The organism is Sinomonas terricola (assembly GCF_034931225.1).
Lineage (GTDB): Bacteria > Actinomycetota > Actinomycetes > Actinomycetales > Micrococcaceae > Sinomonas > Sinomonas terricola.
In genome coordinates, this window is record NZ_JAYGGQ010000007.1 from 1 (window position 1) to 19,189 (window position 19,189).

At 70.3% G+C, this 19,189-nt stretch carries 17 protein-coding genes; 11 read left to right on the forward strand and 6 right to left on the reverse strand.

What is annotated here, in order from left to right; translation table 11 throughout:
- Nucleotides 1-108 precede the first annotated feature (108 nt).
- The gene (locus SPF06_RS10450; protein WP_323278999.1) at nt 109-870 is read left to right on the forward strand and encodes a copper homeostasis protein CutC; all 762 of its coding nucleotides are present in this window, start codon (nt 109-111) and stop codon (nt 868-870) included.
- 7 nt (nt 871-877) lie between these two features.
- Here the strand turns inward: SPF06_RS10450 and SPF06_RS10455 are convergent, their stop codons facing one another.
- Genes SPF06_RS10455 through SPF06_RS10465 form a run of 3 tightly spaced genes read right to left on the reverse strand, consistent with a single transcriptional unit; the run spans nt 878 to nt 2,950 of the window.
- The gene (locus SPF06_RS10455) at nt 878-1,648 is read right to left on the reverse strand and encodes an ABC transporter permease (RefSeq protein ID WP_323279000.1); all 771 of its coding nucleotides are present in this window, start codon (nt 1,646-1,648) and stop codon (nt 878-880) included.
- On the reverse strand, nt 1,645-2,397 hold the full coding sequence (locus tag SPF06_RS10460) for an ABC transporter ATP-binding protein (protein WP_323279001.1): 753 nt from the start codon (nt 2,395-2,397) through the stop codon (nt 1,645-1,647). Before SPF06_RS10460 ends, SPF06_RS10455 begins: the two co-directional genes overlap by 4 nt.
- Complete coding sequence (locus SPF06_RS10465; RefSeq protein WP_323279002.1) at nt 2,390-2,950, reverse strand: TetR/AcrR family transcriptional regulator; 561 nt, start codon at nt 2,948-2,950, stop codon at nt 2,390-2,392. The genes SPF06_RS10460 and SPF06_RS10465 overlap by 8 nt, the downstream gene beginning before the upstream one ends.
- Nucleotides 2,951-3,084: 134 nt before the next feature.
- Here SPF06_RS10465 and SPF06_RS10470 point away from each other — a divergent pair, with 134 nt between their 5' ends.
- The 9 genes from SPF06_RS10470 (at nt 3,085) to SPF06_RS10510 (ending at nt 14,646) form a co-directional block, all read left to right on the forward strand.
- The gene (locus SPF06_RS10470; RefSeq protein ID WP_323279003.1) at nt 3,085-4,560 is read left to right on the forward strand and encodes a cation:proton antiporter domain-containing protein; all 1,476 of its coding nucleotides are present in this window, start codon (nt 3,085-3,087) and stop codon (nt 4,558-4,560) included.
- Nucleotides 4,561-4,592: 32 nt separating this feature from the next.
- Nucleotides 4,593-5,897, forward strand: coding sequence for a DUF2254 domain-containing protein (locus SPF06_RS10475; protein ID WP_323279004.1), 1,305 nt, complete (start codon nt 4,593-4,595; stop codon nt 5,895-5,897).
- A gap of 207 nt (nt 5,898-6,104) precedes the next feature.
- Nucleotides 6,105-7,634, forward strand: coding sequence for an APC family permease (locus tag SPF06_RS10480; protein ID WP_323279005.1), 1,530 nt, complete (start codon nt 6,105-6,107; stop codon nt 7,632-7,634).
- Nucleotides 7,631-8,317 (forward strand): hypothetical protein, encoded by a 687-nt coding sequence (locus SPF06_RS10485; RefSeq protein ID WP_323279006.1) that lies wholly within the window; start codon nt 7,631-7,633, stop codon nt 8,315-8,317. The genes SPF06_RS10480 and SPF06_RS10485 overlap by 4 nt, the downstream gene beginning before the upstream one ends.
- Nucleotides 8,310-9,962 carry an amidohydrolase gene (locus SPF06_RS10490; RefSeq protein WP_323279007.1) on the forward strand — a complete coding sequence of 551 codons (1,653 nt, stop codon included), beginning with the start codon at nt 8,310-8,312 and terminating at the stop codon, nt 9,960-9,962. Before SPF06_RS10485 ends, SPF06_RS10490 begins: the two co-directional genes overlap by 8 nt.
- Nucleotides 9,963-10,116: 154 nt before the next feature.
- Nucleotides 10,117-10,986, forward strand: a complete 870-nt coding sequence (locus tag SPF06_RS10495) for a MurR/RpiR family transcriptional regulator (protein WP_323279008.1) — start codon at nt 10,117-10,119, stop codon at nt 10,984-10,986.
- Nucleotides 10,987-11,039: 53 nt separating this feature from the next.
- Nucleotides 11,040-12,251, forward strand: a complete 1,212-nt coding sequence (locus SPF06_RS10500; protein WP_428985750.1) for a M20 family metallopeptidase — start codon at nt 11,040-11,042, stop codon at nt 12,249-12,251.
- Nucleotides 12,252-12,349: 98 nt separating this feature from the next.
- Nucleotides 12,350-13,702 carry a DUF3100 domain-containing protein gene (locus SPF06_RS10505; protein WP_323279009.1) on the forward strand — a complete coding sequence of 451 codons (1,353 nt, stop codon included), beginning with the start codon at nt 12,350-12,352 and terminating at the stop codon, nt 13,700-13,702.
- Between the two features lie 86 nt (nt 13,703-13,788).
- On the forward strand, nt 13,789-14,646 hold the full coding sequence (locus SPF06_RS10510; RefSeq protein WP_323279010.1) for a PfkB family carbohydrate kinase: 858 nt from the start codon (nt 13,789-13,791) through the stop codon (nt 14,644-14,646).
- A gap of 1 nt (nt 14,647) precedes the next feature.
- Here the strand turns inward: SPF06_RS10510 and SPF06_RS10515 are convergent, their stop codons facing one another.
- From SPF06_RS10515 to SPF06_RS10525, 3 genes are all read right to left on the reverse strand, one after another.
- Nucleotides 14,648-14,980 (reverse strand): STAS domain-containing protein, encoded by a 333-nt coding sequence (locus SPF06_RS10515; RefSeq protein WP_323279150.1) that lies wholly within the window; start codon nt 14,978-14,980, stop codon nt 14,648-14,650.
- A 146-nt stretch (nt 14,981-15,126) separates the two neighbouring features.
- The gene (locus SPF06_RS10520) at nt 15,127-16,890 is read right to left on the reverse strand and encodes a LamG-like jellyroll fold domain-containing protein (protein ID WP_323279011.1); all 1,764 of its coding nucleotides are present in this window, start codon (nt 16,888-16,890) and stop codon (nt 15,127-15,129) included.
- 4 nt (nt 16,891-16,894) lie between these two features.
- Nucleotides 16,895-17,335, reverse strand: a complete 441-nt coding sequence (locus SPF06_RS10525; protein WP_323279012.1) for a hypothetical protein — start codon at nt 17,333-17,335, stop codon at nt 16,895-16,897.
- Between the two features lie 436 nt (nt 17,336-17,771).
- On the opposite strand from SPF06_RS10525, the gene SPF06_RS10530 reads away from it, so the two are divergent.
- Nucleotides 17,772-19,172 (forward strand): NAD-dependent succinate-semialdehyde dehydrogenase, encoded by a 1,401-nt coding sequence (locus SPF06_RS10530; RefSeq protein ID WP_323279151.1) that lies wholly within the window; start codon nt 17,772-17,774, stop codon nt 19,170-19,172.
- Nucleotides 19,173-19,189 lie beyond the last annotated feature (17 nt).

Consider the following 19,189-nt stretch of genomic DNA (forward strand, 5'->3'; position numbering starts at 1 on the left):
ACCTCCGCACCCCCGGCCGCGAAGACGACGAAGTCACCGTCGAAACCGAACCCGCCAAATAACCGAACCAGCCAACCCGCGCCCACGCGACAGGAGCCACCGCGCGTCATGACGATCGACCTCGAACTCGCCGTCCAGGATCTCGACGGCGTCCGCACCGCCCAGGCCGTCGGCGCGACACGCGTCGAGCTGTGCGCCGCGCTGGGCGCGACGGGCGGCATCACGCCCAGCGTCGGCACGATCCGCGCTGCCGTCGAGACGGGGCTTCCCGTGCACGTCCTCGTGCGGCCGCGGCCGGGAACCTTCGTGTACACGAGCGACGAGATCGCCGTGATCGAGGCCGACATCCGGGCGGCCTTGCGCGCGGGGGCGGCGGGCGTCGTCGTCGGAGCCCTCACCGACGAAGCGTCCATCGACACGAAGGCGCTCGGACGATTTGTCGCGGCGGCCCGAGGAATCCTTCCCCGCGCCGAGGTCACGTTTCACCGCGCGATCGATACCGCCATTGCGGGCGGCAACGATCCCGAGTCACTGCTCGGGACACTGAGCCGGGCTGGCGTCAACCGCATCCTCACGAGCGGAGGAGCGACCGACTGGCGTCGCGGGCTCCCCGTCCTGCGCCGACTCGTCGCGGCGGCCCACGGCCAAGCTGCCCGGGTCGAGGTCATGGCCGGCGGGGGCGTGCGTCTCGGGGACCTTGCGGCTCTCCTCGAGGCGGGCGTCGACGCGATCCACGTCTCGGCGAAGCAATCGATCAACCCTGGCGCCCTCATGACGGCGCCAGGGCAAGGGGATCCTGACTACGAATCCACGGACCCGGAACTCGCGGCGCAGATCGCGGCGGCACTACCGCTGCGCTCGGGCGCCTAGGTGTGCTTTAGTGATCGAGCTGGAGCCGCGACCACGCCCACACCGTCAGTGACCCGAACATCACGGGCACGACCGCTACGAGGGCGAGCGCCCCGTCAGGCACGTCGCCCATCTGAAAGGCCCAGAGCGCGGGCGCGGCGATGGGGAACCATGGACCCGCCCCGGCGATCACGGCAACCTGTGCCGCCACGACGATTCCTGCGGCAGTGCCGAGCCCTGCAAGAATCCCGCGCGAGAGCGTCGCCGCCCACGCGCACGGCACCGCGAGCATGCCGGTCAGAACCCCCAGCGCGCCCTCGCGTCCGAGCGCGGAGAGGGCTTCGCCGTCGGGCGCTCCGAACCCGGCAGCGATCCCGAGGACGACGAGTATTCCCACCAAGAGCAGCGTTGTGAGCGCGCACCATCCCGCGTAGACGAAGAGTTTGGCCAGGGCAATGGACCTGCGCGGCACAGGCAGCGCGAACAGACCGGATATCGTCCCGTGCGCGAACTCCCGCCCCACGATCCAGCTCAGCCCCATACCGAACGCGAGCAGCGCTCCGGCCGCGGTGACCTGCTCGGCGGCGTCGATGAGTCCTGTCCATCCCTGGCCGCGCACCAGGAGCGCAAGCTTCGCGGCAACTTCCCCGGACCCGCCAGACCGCAAGAACACGAATGCCCCCGAGAGCAGAGCAATCCCGGCGACCAGGCTGACTGTCGTGGCGCGCATGGTGCTGCTTGCCAGGGCCTTGCGCGTCTCGACCGCGACCGCCGTCCCGAGGAAGGGGAAGGGCATCATGGCAACCGGCGTTCGAGGTCGCCCGACGCGTTCCGCCGCTCGTCGTCCGCGTACACAAGATCGAAGAAGGCCCGCTCAAGATTGATTCCGTGCGGGTCCAGCCCGCCGATGATCTTCCCCGCGTTGAGCACGGAGATCCGGTCCGCGATGCGGGCGACTTCGTCCAGATGATGGCTCGAGACGAGCACGCCGGCCCCATCCTCGGCCCGGCGCAGGAGTGATTCCCGGAGAAGGATGACCCCGCGAGGGTCAAGCGAGTTGGTGGGTTCGTCGAGGACGATGAGCTGCGGCCCGTGGACGAGGGCCGCCGCGAGTCCGAGCCGCTGACGATTCCCGAGGGACAGAGCGCGGACCTTGCGCCCGGCGTAGGCCCCGAGGCCCAGCTCCGCGAACACAGCCGCGATCTGATGGGCGACGTCGGGCTTCGGCACCGCGTGCAGGCGTGCAGCGAGTGCAAGGTTGGCCCGCGCGTCGAGCTCTCCATAGGCGAGCGGGGCGTCCACGAGGTGACCCACGGCCGCCCATTCCGCAGGCCCTGCTTGCTCAAGCGGGATTCCTCCGATCCGGATGCCGCCCGCCTGAGGGCGGAGCATGCCGAGCGCGAGCCGCAAGAGCGTGGTCTTGCCTGCGCCGTTGAGCCCGACGAGCGCGTGGATTTGGCCCGGAAGTACGTCGAGGTCCACGCCGCGGACGCCGTCGCCCGAGGCGAAGGTCCGCACGACACCGCTCATCGCGAGACGCTCAGGCATTGCTCGCCTCCAAGACGTCCATGGCCGCAACGAGCGCCTCGCGCAGGGTCACCTTCTCGGTCTCGGCCCACGCGAGGAGCGCGGCACCGAGCCCGGCGAGGAGTGCTGCGGCGGCCACCCGCGCTGCTGGTTCCGAGGCGCCGCCCTCCCGCAGCGCGCCGACGACGACGTCCTCCGTTGCCTGCGTCGAGCCAAGGACGGCGGAGCGGAGCGATGGCGTGCGCGAAGCGATGCGGACCTTGCGACGCAGGAGCTCGTCGTCGTCCGGCAGCGCGGCGACTGCGGCCCGAAAGCCGGCGAGAGCGCGGCGCAGGGGCGGCACCTCCCGCGGCTGGGCGGCGACGGCCTTGCCGAGAAGGGGGTCGTAGGGATCGTCGACGACGACGCGCTCCTTGGCGGCAAAGTGCCGGAAGAACGTCATCTCGGTGACTTCGGCCGCTGCGGCTATCTGCGCAACCGTCGTGGAGTCATAGCCTTGGGCCTCGAACAGGCCGAGGGCGACGCTCTGGAGCCGCTCGCGAGTACGCGCCCTGCGTGACCCGGTGCTGGTCATAGATCAATGTTAGCGACTAACATTTCACGCTTCAATCCTCCATTCACCGCGAGCGAAGCTCGTCGCGGCGGGTACGGTGAACCTGAGACTCAGATCGCATGGGGAACCGGGACGGCGGTGGAGGAGGGCGGGATGTGAACGACGTGGCGCAATTCGGGCTGGTCGTGCTGGTCGTCGCCCTGGCGGCCCTGGCGGCGGTGATGTCGAACCGCGTCAGCACGTGGCTCCGTATCCCCGCGCCCGTGATCTTCCTGCTGTGCGCCGCCGGGGCGTCCGCTGTGTTCCCCGAGCTGGGGCAGCTCTCTCCGACTGCGGTGCAGCGCGTGGTCACCGTGGCCTTGGTCGTCGTGCTGTTCGACGGCGGCATGCACATTGGCTGGGAACGGTTCCGGTCCGCGGCGTGGCCTGTCCTGTGGATCGGTGTGGTCGGGACGTTCGTCACGGCTGGAGGACTCGCGCTGGCGGCCCATCTCCTCTTCGGCCTCGACTGGACCACGGCCTTGGTGCTCGGCACGGCCCTCTCGCCCACAGACCCGGCCGTGGTGTTCTCGGTGCTGGGCCGCCGTGAGGTCACCGGCCGCACCGGCGTCATCCTGGAAGGAGAGTCTGGGGCCAACGATCCGGTGGGCATCGCCCTCATGGTCAGCCTGCTCGCCAGCAGCGACGCCAGCGGCATCGACCTCGCGGGGGTCGCGCGGGACTTCCTCATGCAGATGACCATCGGCGGAATCGTGGGGATCGTGGGCGGCAAGCTCCTGGTGATCTTCATGCGGCGCGTGCAGTTGCCCAACGAAGGACTCTACGCGCTGCGGACCCTGGCGTCTGCCTTGGCCCTCTACGGCATCGCGACCGTCGCGAACGGCTCAGGCTTCCTGGCGGTGTTCGTAGCGGGGATCATCGTCGGCGACGAAGGCGCCCCCTACAAGGCGGACATCAAGCGTTTCCACGCCTCGCTTTCGAGCATCGGCGAAATCGTGGTGTTCGTGATCCTGGGGCTCACCGTCGATCTGCGCACGCTGCCCGAGGGCAACGCGTGGCTCATCGGCCTCGGGCTCGCGGTCCTGCTCGCGGTCTTGATCCGGCCCGTGTTCGCCGGGCTCGTGCTTCTTCCGGTGAAGCTCACGCGGGGAGAGCGGATCTTCGTGCTGTGGTCAGGGCTCAAGGGTGCCGTGCCGATCCTGCTCGGGACCTTCGTCTTCGAGTCCGGACTGCCGGGAACCACGCGGATCTACGACATCATCTTCGTCGTGGTGGCGTTCTCTGTGCTGGTCCAGGGAGGGCTGGTGCCATGGGTTGCCGCGCGCTGCAAAGTGTCCATGCATACGGTGGAGCCCACGCCGTGGGGCCTGGGCTTGCGTTTCAGGGAACCGCCGCAGGGGCTCCGCCGCTATCGGATCGCGCCCGGCGCTACGGCCGACGGGCAGGCGATCCAGGATCTCGGCCTCGGGGAGGGCGTCTGGATCAGCTTCGTCCTGCGCCGGGGCCAGCCCGTTCACGTGCGGTCCTCAACCATTCTCGCGGCCGGAGACGAGGTGCTGCTGTTGGTTGATCCCGAAGAGGCCACTGACCCCCAAGCACTGTTCACCGTGCCACGTGCTGGCGACCCTTGACCGGCGCGGCTCGACAGCAGACAGTGTCACGTGTGAGGCGTGAGGCTATCCGTGAGTATCTGGCGAGCGCTCTCTGGGCCATGCCTACGGCCGCCGTCGTCGTCGCACTCATCGCGGGGGCCGGACTGTCCACGATCCGGCTTGACCCGGCGTCGCCCTTTGCGGTGCTCCTCTTTCAAGGGACCTCGGACGACGCCCGGAACCTTCTCATCAGCATCGCGAGCACGATGGTCACGGTCATCGCCCTTGTCCTCGGCCTCACTGTCGTGGCCCTCCAGCTCGCGTCGACGCAGTTCAGCCCACGGCTCTTGAGGAACTTCCTCCGCGACATCCCCAACCAGCTGACGTTGAGCGTCTTCGTGGCGACCTTCGCCTACAGCACGGCGGGGCTGTACACGGTCGGCATTGCGAGCGGCCAGCGCATTGAGGAATACCCCCGCCTCGCCGTGAGCGGCGCGCTGCTCCTCCTCTTCGTGAGCATGGTCATGCTCGTGTTCTTCGTCCACCACCTTGCTCACTCGATCCAGATCGACCAGGTCATGAAGAGCGTCGAGAAGGCCACTCTCAGGGCGCTCGAGCACTCATTCGTCGAAGGCGATCCGCATCTGCGACTGCCGCGTCCCCCACGCGACGCGATGGCCCTGCCGGCGCCGGGGTCGGGGTACGTCCAGGCCTTTCATGTCGAGGCGCTCGTTGGGGCCCTCGCGCACCAGGGCCTCACCGCCCTGGTCGTGCCCATGGTCGGTCGGCACGTCGTCGCCGGGACTCCCCTCGTCTGGGTGTGGAAAGCGGCCGACGACGGCGAACGTCCCCTCACGCCCGAAGCTTCCGCCGAGCTGCGCAAGGCGCTCGTCCAGACCGTGCGGGTCGGGTATGAAAGGACTCTGGAGCAGGATGTCGCCTTCGGCATCCGGCAGCTGGCCGATATCGCGTCCAAGGCGCTCTCGCCCGCCGTCAACGACCCGTACACCGCGAATCAGGCGGTCGATCACCTCGCCTCGATTCTCGCCGCCCTCGCCGTCCGGCAGCACGGGCCCCAAGCCGTGCGAGACGCGCAAGGCGTCGTGCGGCTGCACGTGCCCGCGAGGGATTTCGACTATCTGATGGAGCTCGCGCTCGGGCAGGTGCGCCGCTACGGCGCAAGCGAGCCGCGCGTCGTCCGTGCCCTTCTGCGGGTGTGCGGCGACGTCGCATGGTTCGGCGACAAGACCCATCACGCAGTCGTCCGGCGCTATATCGAAACCCTTCTGAGCGACGTCGAACGCGTCGTCCCTCAGAAGGCCGACCGAGAACCACTCCTTGCCGAGGGCGCGGCCATCCTCGAAACGCTCGACTGACCGGGATCAGACCCAAAGAAGTGTCACCACCAAGAGCCCCGGAACTGTCACCGATGTCCTGGTGCAGAACTGTCACCGATGTCCTGAGACATAACACCGCTGGGCCGCGGCCCAATTGCGGGGAAGCGGCACGGCTGCGAGAGCGTGGTCGGGGGCCTCTGCGGGCCCCGGTTGACGCACCCAGGTGATCCACCGCACACTAAGTGTATGGCTTTCACTAAAGAGGCTGCGGCGATGGTGCCGCCGGCCACCGCTCTCGGCGAGGCCCGTGCGGCCACCGACCTCCCCGCCACCGCTGCGGCAGAGTACGGCGGGCACCAGCCCGGCCTGAAACAGGGCGCGATCGGCACGCGGGACATCGTCTTCATGCTCGTCTCCGCGGCCGCACCGCTCACGATCGTCGTGGGCATCGCGCCCCTCGCCCTCGCCGTCGGCGGCGTCGGCGCCCCCGCCATCTACGTCGTCGCAGCCCTCGGGCTCGGGCTGTTCGCGCTCGGCTTCATGGCACTCACGCGGCACGTGCTCTCGTACAGCGGCTTCTACGGCTACATCGTCAAGACGCTCGGCCGCGTGGTGGGCCTCGGCTCGGGGCTGACCGCATGGCTGAGCTACAACGGACTCCAGATCGGCCTCTACGGGCTGCTCGGCATCCAGGCGAACCTGTGCGTAAGGTCATTCACGGGCATCGAGCTTCCGTGGTGGCTCTACGCGGTGGCTGCCATCGGCGCCGTGTGGTTCCTCGGCTGGCGGGGAATCGATGTCGGGGCTCGCGTCGTCGCCGTCCTCCTCACGCTGGAGACCGTCATCGTGGTCATCGTGGCCGTCGCCGTCCTTTCCCAGGGCGGAGCGCACGGCGTCGGCCTCGACTCGTTCGGCCCGCAGGCCATCTTCTCCCCGACGTTCGCGGCTGTGCTCGGGCTCGGCTTCTCCGCCTTCATGGGCTTCGAATCGGGCGCACTCTACCGCGAGGAGGCACGCAACCCGGACCGCACGGTGCCTCGCGCAACGTACATCTCGATCGCGTTCATCGGCGCGTTCTACGCGTTCGCCGTCTGGATCATCGTCCAGGCCTTCGGCCCTGACGCGATCCAGGACTTCGCGGCGGGCCACCTCGACGCGGGCGACACGGCCTACGTCATGGCCGGCCAGTTCGCCGGGCAGCGGTGCGTCCAGGCGATGAGCGTCCTCATCGTCACGAGCATCTTCGCGGCGCAGCTCTCGTTCCACAACACGATCAACCGCTACACGCTCTCGCTCGGCCGCGAGGGGATCTTCCCCTCGTGGACCGCGAAGGTGAGCCCGCGCTTCTTCACGCCCTCCAACGCCGGGACGCTCCAGACGGTCCTCTCGCTCGCGTTCGTCGGGGCTGCGGCCGCTCTCCGGCTCGACCCGTTCACGCAGTTCCTCATCTGGATGAACACGCCCGGTGTCCTCGGCGTTCTGGCCCTGCAGGGGCTCACGAGCGTGGGCGTCGTCGTCTTCTTCATCCGGCGTCGCGACCTCCGCCCCGCGGCGCACGTCGTGCCGTCCGCGATCGCCGCGGCCCTCGTCATGGTCGCCGTTTCGGGCCTCACGATCGCGAACATCAACCTCCTCACAGGCGCCCCGATCGGCGATCCGCTCAACACGGTCCTCATCGTCGTCGCCCCGGCCGTCTTCGTGGGAGGCACCGCCGCGGCGCTCTGGCTGCGGCGCCGTCGTCCGCTCGCCTACGCACGCATCGGGAACCCGACGTGACGGGCCCCGCCGCACGGGCAGCGGACGCCGAGAACGGCGAGGTCCACCGCCTCGGCCGGCCGCGCGTGCCGCGCCTCTCGCTCGAAAGGATCGGCCACGAGGCCCTCGCGATGCTCGAGGAGGAAGGCACGCTCTCTCTCCCGCGGCTCGCGGAACGGCTCGGGGTGCGGCAGTCGGCGTTCTACAAGCACGTCTCGGGCCGCGCGGAGATCGTCGAGCTCGCCCGCGGCGCCCTTGCCGAACGCGCTCCGCTCCCCGAACCCGCCGCCGATTTCGCGGAGCTCGTGCGGGGAACGTTCCATGCGCTGCGGGGCACGTACCAGTCCGTTCCCGCGCTCCTTCCGCTCATCCTCACCCAGCCCGTGAGCAACCCGGCCGCCCTCGCGATCTACGACCGGCTCGCCGCAGCCTTCGGCGCGGCAGGAGTCTCGGGGCACCTCATCCTCCCGGCCATCGAGGCCATCGACAGCGCCGCGATCGGTGCGGCCCTGGACAGCCTCACGATCGAAGCCGCCTGGCAGGTGCCCCCGGGGAAGGCGGCGTCCTTCCCCCATCTCGTCGCAGCCCAGGAGGCCCTCGCGGCGCGGAGCGTGGACCGCTTCGCGTTCCTCGCCGAAACGCTCGCGGCCGGTCTTGCGAGCGCCGCCTCGCCCGATTCGCCCGAGGAGCGCCTCCGTGACTGACGCGATCGACCTCGCGATCGTCTCCACCACCATCCTCGCGGGCGCGTCGCTCGAGGCGGCGCCGGGCGTCGTCGCTGTCGATGACGGGCGGATCGTCGCGGTGGGCGGACCCGACGCCGTCGACGGATGGACCGCACGCGCCCGCCGCGTGATCGACGTCGGCGACGCCACCGTGTCCCCCGGGCTCGTGGACGCGCACATCCATCCGATCCTCGGCGGCGACATCGCGCGCGGCGTCGATCTCAGCGGGCTCACGCACCGCGCCGCGGTCCGCGAAGCGCTCGCGGCCCATGCCGCCGCGCCGGGCGAGGGCTGGGTCTTCGGTTGGGGCCTCGACCCCGCGGCGTTCGAGGGCGCGGAGCCGAGCCACGAGCTCTTCGACGGGATCCTCGACGGCGAGCGGGTCTTCGTGACGCTCTTCGACGGCCACGCGGCGCTCGTCTCCGCTGCGGGCCTCGACGCGGCCGGGATCACGGGCGCCGAGGAGGTCCTCGGCTCGGGCTTCGTCGGCGTGGACGCGGCGGGCCGGCCCACGGGAATGCTCTACGAGATGGCGGCTCAGGAACTCGTCCGTCGAATCCTTCCGGTGCAAGGCTTCGACGACCGCGTCGATGACCTCGACGTCCTGCTGCGGGGCATGGCTGAGGCGGGCCTCGTCGCGGGGCAGATGCTGGACCTGGGCGTCCCCGAGTCTCTCGACGTCCTCGAGGCCCTCGAAGCGCGCGGCGAGCTCGCGATCCGGCTGCGCGTCTCGCCGTGGATCATGCCCGGCGCCACGCGCGCGGACCTCGACGGCGTCGCCGCCCTCCAGGGCCGCCGTGGCCGGCGCTGGGAGGTCCGCGGCGTCAAGCTCATGATGGACGGCACGATCGACAACGGCACGGCCTGGCTCTTCGCGCCGGATGCCCACGGCGAATCCCTCGATCCCCTCTGGAACGATCCGCTCGAGCTTGTTGCAGCCCTGCGCTACTTCCATGAGCTCGGCATCCCCACGGCGACCCACGCCATCGGGGACAGGGCCGTCGCGTTCGTTGCGCGCGCCATCTCCGAACTCGAGCCCAACGGGACCGTGCACCGGATCGAGCACATCGAGACGATTCCGGACGAGGTCCTCGCCGAGGTCGTCGCCTCGGGCGCGACGACGAGCCTCCAGCCGACCCACTGTGCGCTCTACAGCCGGGCCGACCACAGCGACAACTGGTCGCGGCGGCTCGGCGCGGAGCGGGCGAACCTCGCGTGGCGGACGGGCGACCTGCGAAGGGCGGGCGCCGTCGTCGCCCTCGGATCGGACTGGCCGATCGCGCCCTACGATCCGCGCGCCACCATCGCCTCCGCCCAGACGCGCCGCCCGGCGGGACGCCCCGACGTCGCGCCCATCCAGCCGCGCCAGGCGCTCTCGGCGCGCGCCGCGCTCGAGCGCTACACGAGTGAGTACTGGCGGTCGGTCGGCGAGGCCGGCGGCGTCATCGAGGCAGGCGCCCGCGCGGACCTCACGGTGTTCCGGGACAACCCGCTGACGACGGCGCCGGACGACTTCGCGGCGTCGCCCGTCCTGCTCACCGTGGTCGACGGCGACGTCGTCGTCGAGGCGACCGGAGTCGCGCCACGCGGGGAGGACGACGCCGCGCTCGCGGTTCGCGCCTGACCTCCCCCACGCTGGCCCGCCCCGAAGCTCCCTCGGAGGCGGGCCTTCGTTGTGTCGGTGAGCCTCCGGAGCAATTCTGCAATTTCTAGTGCAGCAGGTCACATTTGCAGCTATACTTGCAGAAGTATCGACGCGCCTCGCGAACGGAGACACCATGAGCCAAGCCCTCGAGCAGGCAGGCGATCCCGAAGCCTCGTGGCTCGGCAATGCGCTCCCGGCGGTCCACCTCACGAAGGCGCAATCGCGGGTTGTCGACGCCCTCGTGCTCAACCCCAAGCTCGCCTCCTACGCCGACATCTCCGAGATCGCAGCCCGCGCCGGGGTCAACGCCTCGAGCGTCGTGCGCACGGCTCAGGCCCTCGGCTACCGCGGGTGGCCGGATCTGCAGCGCGAGCTCCGGGCCCGCTATCTCGTGCACATCTCCTCGTCCGCGCCGTTCAGCCACCGCGTCGAGGTCCGCAGCCCTGTCCACGACGCGCTCGTGCACGACGCCGAGAACCTGCGCCAGGCAGTCGAGAGCGTCGACGCCGACGCGGCGGGAGCGGCCATCGAGGCGCTGTGCGCCGCACGCCGCATCCTCGTCATCGGCCACGGATCCTATTCGGCGCCCGCGATCGTCTTCGGGCACCTCGCGGCGACCATGGGGTACCCCGCGACCTTCGAAGGCCGCGGCGGCGTCCACCTCGCCACCGCGGCGAGCTCGCTCGGCCCTGGCGACGTGCTCGTCGTCGTCCACCTCTGGCGTACGCTGCGGCAGATTGCCGTCGCGGCGGAGCAGGCGAGCGCTGCCGGCGCGACCGTCGTCGCGATCACCGATCTCCGCACGGGCCGCCTCGCGCGGGCTGCCGACCATGTGCTCGTGGTCCCCTCGGAGGGCGTCTTCGCCTTCCAGTCGACGACGGCGGCGACCTCCGTCGCGTACGGGCTCCTCGCGGGCATGGAGGCTCGCGAACCCGACAAGGTGCGCGCAGGGATCGAGCGCACTTCGGCGCTGTGGCGTGAACACGACCTCTACGAAGACTGACCTGCCCTCCGCTGGCCACGCCAGCTCCATCCCAGCCCACCGAAGGGAACCCCGTGACCACGTCCACCCCCGCCGGAAGCACCGAGCTCGCCCGAAAGATCGACGAGCACCTTGGCGCCTGGCGCCCCCGCGTGACGGGCCTCGCCCGGACCATCCACGCGAACCCCGAGCTCTCCTTCGAGGAGCACGCCGCCGCCACGGCCATCACCGCCCTGCTCGAGGAAGCAGGCTTCTCCATGGAACGCGGCACCGGCGGGCTCCCGACCGCGTTCGCGGGAACCCTCGGAAGCGGCGAGCTCACCGTGGCCGTGTGCATCGAGTACGACTCCCTGCCCGAGGTCGGCCACGCGTGCGGCCACAACCTCATCGCGGGCGCGACGGTCGGCGCGGCGCTCGCGCTCGCCCCGCTCGCCGACGAGCTCGGCATCACCCTCAAGGCCATCGGGACCCCGGCCGAGGAGCACGGCGGCGGCAAGGCGCTCCTGCTCGATGCTGGAGCGTTCGACGGCGTGGGGCTGGCCCTCATGGCACACCCGGGCACCGAGGGCTACACCTCGAACCCCATCGGCACGAGCTCGCAGGCCGTGGGCCGCTTCCGCGCCACCTTCTCGGGGCAGGCAGCGCATGCCGCGGCGATGCCGCACCTCGGCGTCAACGCCGCTGACGCTGCGGTCCTGAGCCAGGTCGCCGTCGGGCTCCTGCGCCAGCAGACCCCCGACAGCCAGCGCATCGCCCTCTTCGTCTCGGAGGCGGGCGTCGCGACGAACATCATCCCGGACCGCGCCGTCGTCGAATTCGAGTGCCGCGCGTTCACGCTCGGCGAGTACGAGACGCTGCTTGGCCGCGTGCGGCGCTGCTTCGAAGGCGCCGCCCACGCGACCGGCGCGACCCTCGCGATCGAGCCGACCGAGCCCCTCTACGAGCCGCTCGTCCAGGACGAGGTGCTCGCGGCCCACTGGAACGCCGCGATGGGCTCCCGCGGGCGCGACGTCTCGGCCCCGCCTCCCTCGTACCGCGGCGGCGGCTCGACCGACATGGGCAACATCAGCCAGGTGATCCCGAGCATCCACCCCATGTTCGGCGTCCCCGGGGCCGACGCCCCCATACACTCCGCGGGCTTCACCGCCGCCGCGGGAACCCTCGAAGCGTACGAGGTCATGTTCGACGCCGCCTTCTCGCTTGCCGCCACCGTGGCAGCCGCGGCGTCGGATCCCGTCGAGAAGGCCAGGCTCACGGCCGCCGCCTACGCGGCTGCCGGCGTCTGAGCCGACCGCCCCGCCCTTCTCTCACCGACCCCACCCAGCCCACCGACCCCACCCACCCACCCCGAACCCATCCCCGGCCACCCTCAGAAAGCACCCTCATGACCGCCACCCCATCCCCCACCGCGGTCGGTCGCCGCACCACCGCCCCGCTGGCCGTCCTCGCCCTCGCAATCGCGATCGTCGCCCAGCTCATCGGCCAGTTCAAGATCAACGTCGGAATCGGCACCCTCGTCATCTTCCCGATGGTGTGGGGCCTCCTGATCGCGCTTGTGGCCTCGGTCCAGAAGATCAGGCCCGTCCCGGTCGCCGTCCAGCGCGCCGCGGCCGCCCTTTCGGGCGTCGCCGTCCTGCTCCTCGTCGCGCGGCTCTCAGTCGACATCGGGCCGAGCATCCCGCAGCTGTTCAAGGCAGGGCCCGCCCTGCTCCTCCAGGAGGCCGGGCACATGCTCGGCACGATCGTGCTCGCGCTCCCCGTCGCCGTGCTGCTCCGGATGGGCCGCGCGACGGTCGGCGCGACGTTCTCGCTCGACCGCGAGCCGGCGTTCGCGATGGTCTCGACCCGCTTCGGCGCGAACTCGGACGAGTACCGCGGCGTCCTCGCGATGTACGTGTTCGGGACCATCTTCGGCGCCGTCTACATCAGCCTCCTGACCTCGCTCATCGCGAACTGGAAGATCTTCGACCCGCTGGCCCTCGCCATGGGCGCAGGCGTCGGATCGGGGTCGATGATGGCCGCGTCCGTCGCGAGCATCATCGGCGCCTACCCCGCGAGCGCGTCCGCGATCACGGGCATGGCCGCCGTCTCGAACCTCATCACGGGCCTCATCGGCACCTACGTGGGCATGTACATCGCGCTTCCGCTCGCCGACCGCGTCTACCGCCTCCTGACGCGCACCCCGAAGCCGGTCCTGTCCCCGATCGCCGTCGGCGCGGTCTCGAGCGGGTCTCCCGCAGAGACGGCGCACGACGCCGACAACGCCGCCTTCCGCGGGGAGGCGGCGGAGGCTCACCGGGTGGCGAACGTGCCTCTGTGGGTCTCGCTCCCGATCCTCACGGTTGTCGGGCTCGCGACGGCGTTCATCGCGAAGGGCCTCAGCTGGACCCCCGTGGGCGGCTACGCGATCATGCTCGCGATGATGCTCGTCAGCTTCGGCCTCGCCCGGCTCACGCGGAACAAGGTCCCCGCCGTCATCTGGATCATGACGATCGGGGCGCTGCTCTCGAGCCCGTGGTCGCCCCTCGCGAAGACGATGGCCGCGGTCGTGGGCGGCGTCGACTTCCTCTCGATTGCGACGATCGTGCTCACGGTCGCGGGCCTCTCGCTCGGCAAGGACCTGCACCTCCTGCGCCGCATCGGCTGGCGGATCATCCCCGTGGGGCTCGTGGCCGTCACCGCGACGTTCCTCCTCTCCTCGATCATCGCTGAGTTCGCGCTCGGTCTCTGGCACTGATCGCCGCGGCCGAGGGTGCGCGGGCCTCGAGGCGTCCTGCGTAGACTGGCGCCAAACGCCGGGTGCACTACGATGTCAGGACCACGATGACCACAACCAGGCCGCTCGCCGTGCTCGGCAGCATCAATCTCGATCTCATCGCGACGGCGCAGCGGCTTCCCTCCCCCGGCGAGACCATCGGAGGCGGAGTCCTGAGCAGGCAGCCCGGGGGCAAGGGCGCCAACCAGGCCGCGGCGGCCGCCCGGCTCGGGAGTGCCGCGCGCATGATCGGGGCGGTGGGCGACGACGACGCGGGCCGCGAGATGCTCGCGGCACTCGGAACTGCCGGGGTGGACACGCACGACGTTGCGGTCCGCAGCACTCCCACCGGGACGGCGCTCATTGTCGTCGATGCGGAGGGCGAGAACCAGATCGTGGTGTGCCCGGGGGCCAACTCCGAGGCATCGGTCGACGGCGTCGCCCTCCACGCCGACGAGACGCTCCTGTGCCAGCTCGAGGTGGGCCTCGGCGTCGTCCTCGAAGCGGCGCAGCGGCACACCGGGTTCTTCGCCCTCAATGCCGCCCCCGCGCAGCGGCTGCCGCGCGAGCTCATCGAACGCTGTGACCTCGTGATCGTCAACGAGTTCGAGTACGAGCAGATGCCCGAGCTCGCGGACGCCCGCCTCGTCGCGATCACCTATGGGAAGGACGGCTCGGCGCTGCTGCGCGGAGGGAAGCTCGCCGCACGCGCCCCCGGGCGGGCCGTCGCCGTCGTCAACACCGTCGGCGCGGGCGACGCGTTCTGCGCTGCCCTCGTCCTCGCGCTCCGCACGGGCCTGCCAGACGCCCTCGCGCTCGCCGTCGCGAATGCCGTCGGCGCCGACGCCGTGGGCCAGGCCTCGTCCCAGCCTGATCTCGCACGCTTGGGCGACTACATTGCCCGCGCCGAAGAATTCGCGCGCTGACTCACTCGCCCTTCGCCGCGTCTTCGGCGTTCTCGTGCGGAACGAACACGCGGTCGAGGCTCGTGAGCTTGAGGACGGCCCCCACGCGTTCGCCGACCTGGGCGAGGCGCAGATCGCCTCCGGCCTCCCGGGCCGCCTTGAGGCATCCGACGAGCGCGCCAAGCCCGGACGAGTCCATGAACTCGGTCTTGCGCAGATTCATGACGAGGAGCCTGTGGCCGTCCGCTATCGCATCGGCGACCTTCGCCCTCAGCTGGCTCGCGCCCGCGACGTTGAGCCGGCCCTCGACAACGACCTCTGCGTAGCCGTCGCGCTCCTCAATCGAAACTTCAATCACGGCACTCCTTCCGACTGGCCCCGCACGCCGCCAGCACAGTCGCTGTGTGGCCGGGTACGGCGACGAGCCAAGTCACTGCCCCCAGTCAACCACAGCTCCGGGGAACGCGAGGGGCACCGGCCGCGCGGCCGGTGCCCCAAGCGCTATGGCGCTCCGGCCAGATAGTGTTCTGTGACCTGCGCCGCGCTGAGCGCTGTGCTGTAGACCGCGGCGTACTGGAGCGACCCGGTGAAGAAGCTCGGCAGCAGGAAGGACGCGAGCCCGCCCGCCGTGAGGAGGTTCGCCGTCGGGCCGCAGCCGACCTCCCAGTAGCCGGTGGTAGGCTGCGCCGAGGTCGTGCCCGCGTTGGAGCCGACGAGCGCGCCGTCCGCATAGAGCATCATCCCCGCGGCCGAGAGCGTCGCCACGACGTGGTGCCATCGACCGTCGGCATACGAGGTTCCCGCGGGGCTCGAGGCGATCTGCGCCGTGCCGGGGTTGACGCCGAACACGAGGCGCCCCGCTGGGTCGATGTAGATGTGCCGATCAGCCTGGGCTCCGCCGATCCCATGGGAACTCGAGAACCCGATGATCTTGCCGTTCGAGGTGGCCGTCGTCGAGAACCACGCCTCGATGCTGAACACGCTGGGGTTGGTCTGCACCGAGGCATCAGGCGTGTCGAGGCACAGCGGCAGCAGCCCGCCGAACGGGACCGAGGCAGAAGGCGTGTCCCGCTGGCAGCCATGGGACGCCGTCGGCGTCACGCTCGCCGACACCATGATGAGGCCCGTCACCCACGTCGAATAGGCGCCCGTGTAGGCGTGGCCGGAGAGGTCGCTCTCGGTCGAGCCCGAGGTTCCCATCGCGTAGGCGACGAGCGGGCTCGCGGTTCCCTGCGCGGCGGCACGGCACGTGAAGAAGGTCCTCGACCCGGCCGAGTTTGCGCTGTCGGCGAGGGTCGCCCGGAAGTCGGCGCCGGCGCGTGGCTCGATGGCGGGAAGACAGGCCAGGGCGGGCACCAGGACGAGGACGACGCCGGCACTCGTCAGGGCGGGGACCTGCACGGGCGCACCGGGGCCGCCCTGCGCAGTCGAACGTGCGGCGTCGCGGCCCGCCCATACGAGCATGAGGACGAGCGGGGCGAGCACGACGGCCGCCATGACTGCCCACCCGAGCCAGTCGACCCTGGCCGACGGCACGAAGACAAAGCTTCCATCGGCGTGCCGGGCCGTCGAATGCACGGTCCCGACCTGGCCCTCGGCAAGGTCCACGAACGCCCCAGATTCCGAGGAGACCCGGATCGGCAGGATTCCCGTCGAGACGAACGTCATCGCGAGGCCATCGCCCTCGGGCATGCGGAGGACCTCCTGGACCCCGACGAGCGGCCGCAGCACGAGCAGCGTGGCGGCCACCGCGAGCGACTCGCCGGCAACCCAGCACGCGCGCCGCGCGAGCCGGTCCCCGACCCGGAGGCCCACGAGGGCGACGACGATGCTCGCCGCAGCGAGGATCGGGACGCCGCGCGCCGCCCATCCCCCGCCGTCGACGACGGCGACCTCGCGCCCCAGGATCTGCCCCAGCCTCACGGGCTGTGGGTCGGCCGAGCCGTTGATGTCGCCCCGCGTGGTGGCCGATTCGGCCGCGATCGAAACGACACGGTGCACGATCGTGCGGCCCGTCTCGGCCTCGCGGTACGCCACAACGTCCCCGGCCCTCAGGTCGCCGAGGGCTGCGACCGGACGGGTGAGGACGAGCGATCCGACCGGCGCGTGCTGGCCCATCGACGGCGTCGTCACGTCGAACCAGCGCCCACCCTCGGCCCAGAAGGCAAGCGGCACGCCGAGGGCCGCGCACATCAGGCCGAGGCCGAGCAGCAGGGCGATCGCCCGCCGCGACAGGCGCCGTGGCCGGCGGCCTGGGATCCCCATCAGATCAGCTCGACGCCGACCACGTCATGGGCTGCGACGCCTTGAGGCCCTGATAGGTGTTCCCCGCGGCGGAATCGAGGGTCACGGTGAAGGTGTAGCTCTGGGTTGCGCCCGCGGCGAGCGGCGTCGCCAGAGAGATCGCCGACGAGGCCGCGAACGAGGCGGCCGTGCCGGAGAACACGGTGGTTGCCCCGGACGTGACCGTGAGCTGCAGCTTCGAGCAGAAGTCAGTGGCCGTGCCGTTCGCGGTCCCGTTGTTTGATTGGGTGCACGAGCCGGGCGTGAGCGTGAAGGTCTGAATCGGCGAGGTTCCGGTATTGGTGAACGTCGCCGTGGTCGCGACAGCCTGGCTGGGAACCATCGCCAGATTTCCGCCGTACTTGTTGATCGTCGTGCACGTCGCGGCGTTGGTCGAGATGCTCCCGCCGTCGGTCGAATTGCACACCGTCGCCCCGGACGTCTCCTGAAGGGCAACGGTTCCGGACCCCGCAGAGTTCGCAGAATTCGCTATCGACGCGGTGAAGGCCGCGACGGATGGATTGAGCGATATCGCGAGTGCAAGTGACCCGAGAACGCCGGACAGGGCAGCGAAAATATGACGACGACCCCAGGAAACGGCCACAGCACTCCCCCAAAAAATAGTCGACCGCAACCCCGAACGGCTGCCCTTGACGCGACAGTCTGCTGAACTCCGTTGGACATGTCAAGGGGCGTTGAACCCGACGCCCCCGACGCCGATGATGATCCTGAAGGGCTCTTCGGGCACCCCGCGGCCCGAGGATGGAAAATGAACCGTATTCATATACACTGGCCGAGGAGCAGCTGGCGTGGCTCACGTCACACTGCGCTCGACCGAGACCGACGATCCCAAGGAGTCCGCCGTGACCACCGCGAGCAGCACCGCTGAACCCGGCTACCGCGTCCTCAACCCCGCGACGGGCGAGGTCCTCGAGACCTTCCCCACCGCGACCGACGTCGAGATCGAGTCCGCCGTCGCTGCGGCAACGGCTGCCTATGCCTCATGGAAGGACACCCCGATCACGGAGCGCGCGAAGGTCGTGGCCCGGGTCGCGGAGCTCTTCACCGAACGCGCCGACGAGCTCGCGAAGATCATCACGACGGAAATGGGCAAGCCGCTCTCCCAGTCCAAGGGCGAGGCCGAGTTCTGCACAGACATCTTCAACTACTTCGCCACCGAAGGGCCTAGCCTGGCCGCGGATCAGGAGATCAAGACCTTCTCCGGCGGCCGCGCCGTCGTCCAGCGCCTCCCGATCGGCCCGCTCCTCGGGATCATGCCGTGGAACTACCCCTACTACCAGGTCGCGCGCTTCGCCGCCCCGAACCTCATGCTCGGCAACACGGTCATCCTCAAGCACGCCGAGAACTGCCCTCGCTCGGCCCTCGCGATCCAGCAGATCATGGACGACGCCGGTGTGCCCGCGGGCGCCTACGTGAACGTCTTCGCGAGCCACGCGCAGATCGCCGCCCTCATCGCCGATCCCCGCATTCAGGGCGTCTCGCTCACGGGCTCCGAGCGAGCCGGCGCGATCATCGGGGAACTCGCGGGCAAGAACCTCAAGAAGGCCGTCCTCGAGCTCGGCGGTTCCGACCCCTACGTCATCCTCGACGCCGAGGACATCTCCGACGCGGCCGCGACGGCGTGGGCAACCCGCATGGAGAACACGGGCCAAGCGTGCAACTCGAACAAGCGCATGATCGTGCTCGAGGACGTCTTCGACGGCTTCGTCGCCGAGCTCACCGCTCGCGCCAGGGACCTCACTCCGGGCGATCCGTCCGTCGAGGCGGACGGCACGTTCGCCCCGCTCTCGTCCCGCGCGGCGGCCGAGTCCCTCGCGGCGCAGGTCGCGGACGCCGTCGAGAAGGGCGCAACCCTCCATGCGGGCGGCGAGCTGGCGGACGGCCCCGCGGCCTACTTCAGTCCCGCCGTCCTCACGGGGGTCACGCCGGAGATGCGCGCGTACCGCGAAGAGCTCTTCGGGCCCGTCGCCGTCGTCTACAAGGCCAAGGACGACGACGAAGCACTCCGCCTCGCGAACGACACCCCCTACGGCCTCGGCGGCGCGGTGTTCTCGACCGACCCCGAGCGCGCCGCGCGCGTGGCCTCGCGCCTCGAAGTCGGCATGTCCAACGTCAACATCCCCGCAGCCGAGGGCGCCGAGATGCCGTTCGGCGGCGTCAAGCGCTCGGGCTTCGGCCGCGAGCTCGGCCCGCTCGGGATGGACGAGTTCGTCAACAAGCGCCTCTTCTTCGTCGCGGATTGACTCCAGCGCCCCATATC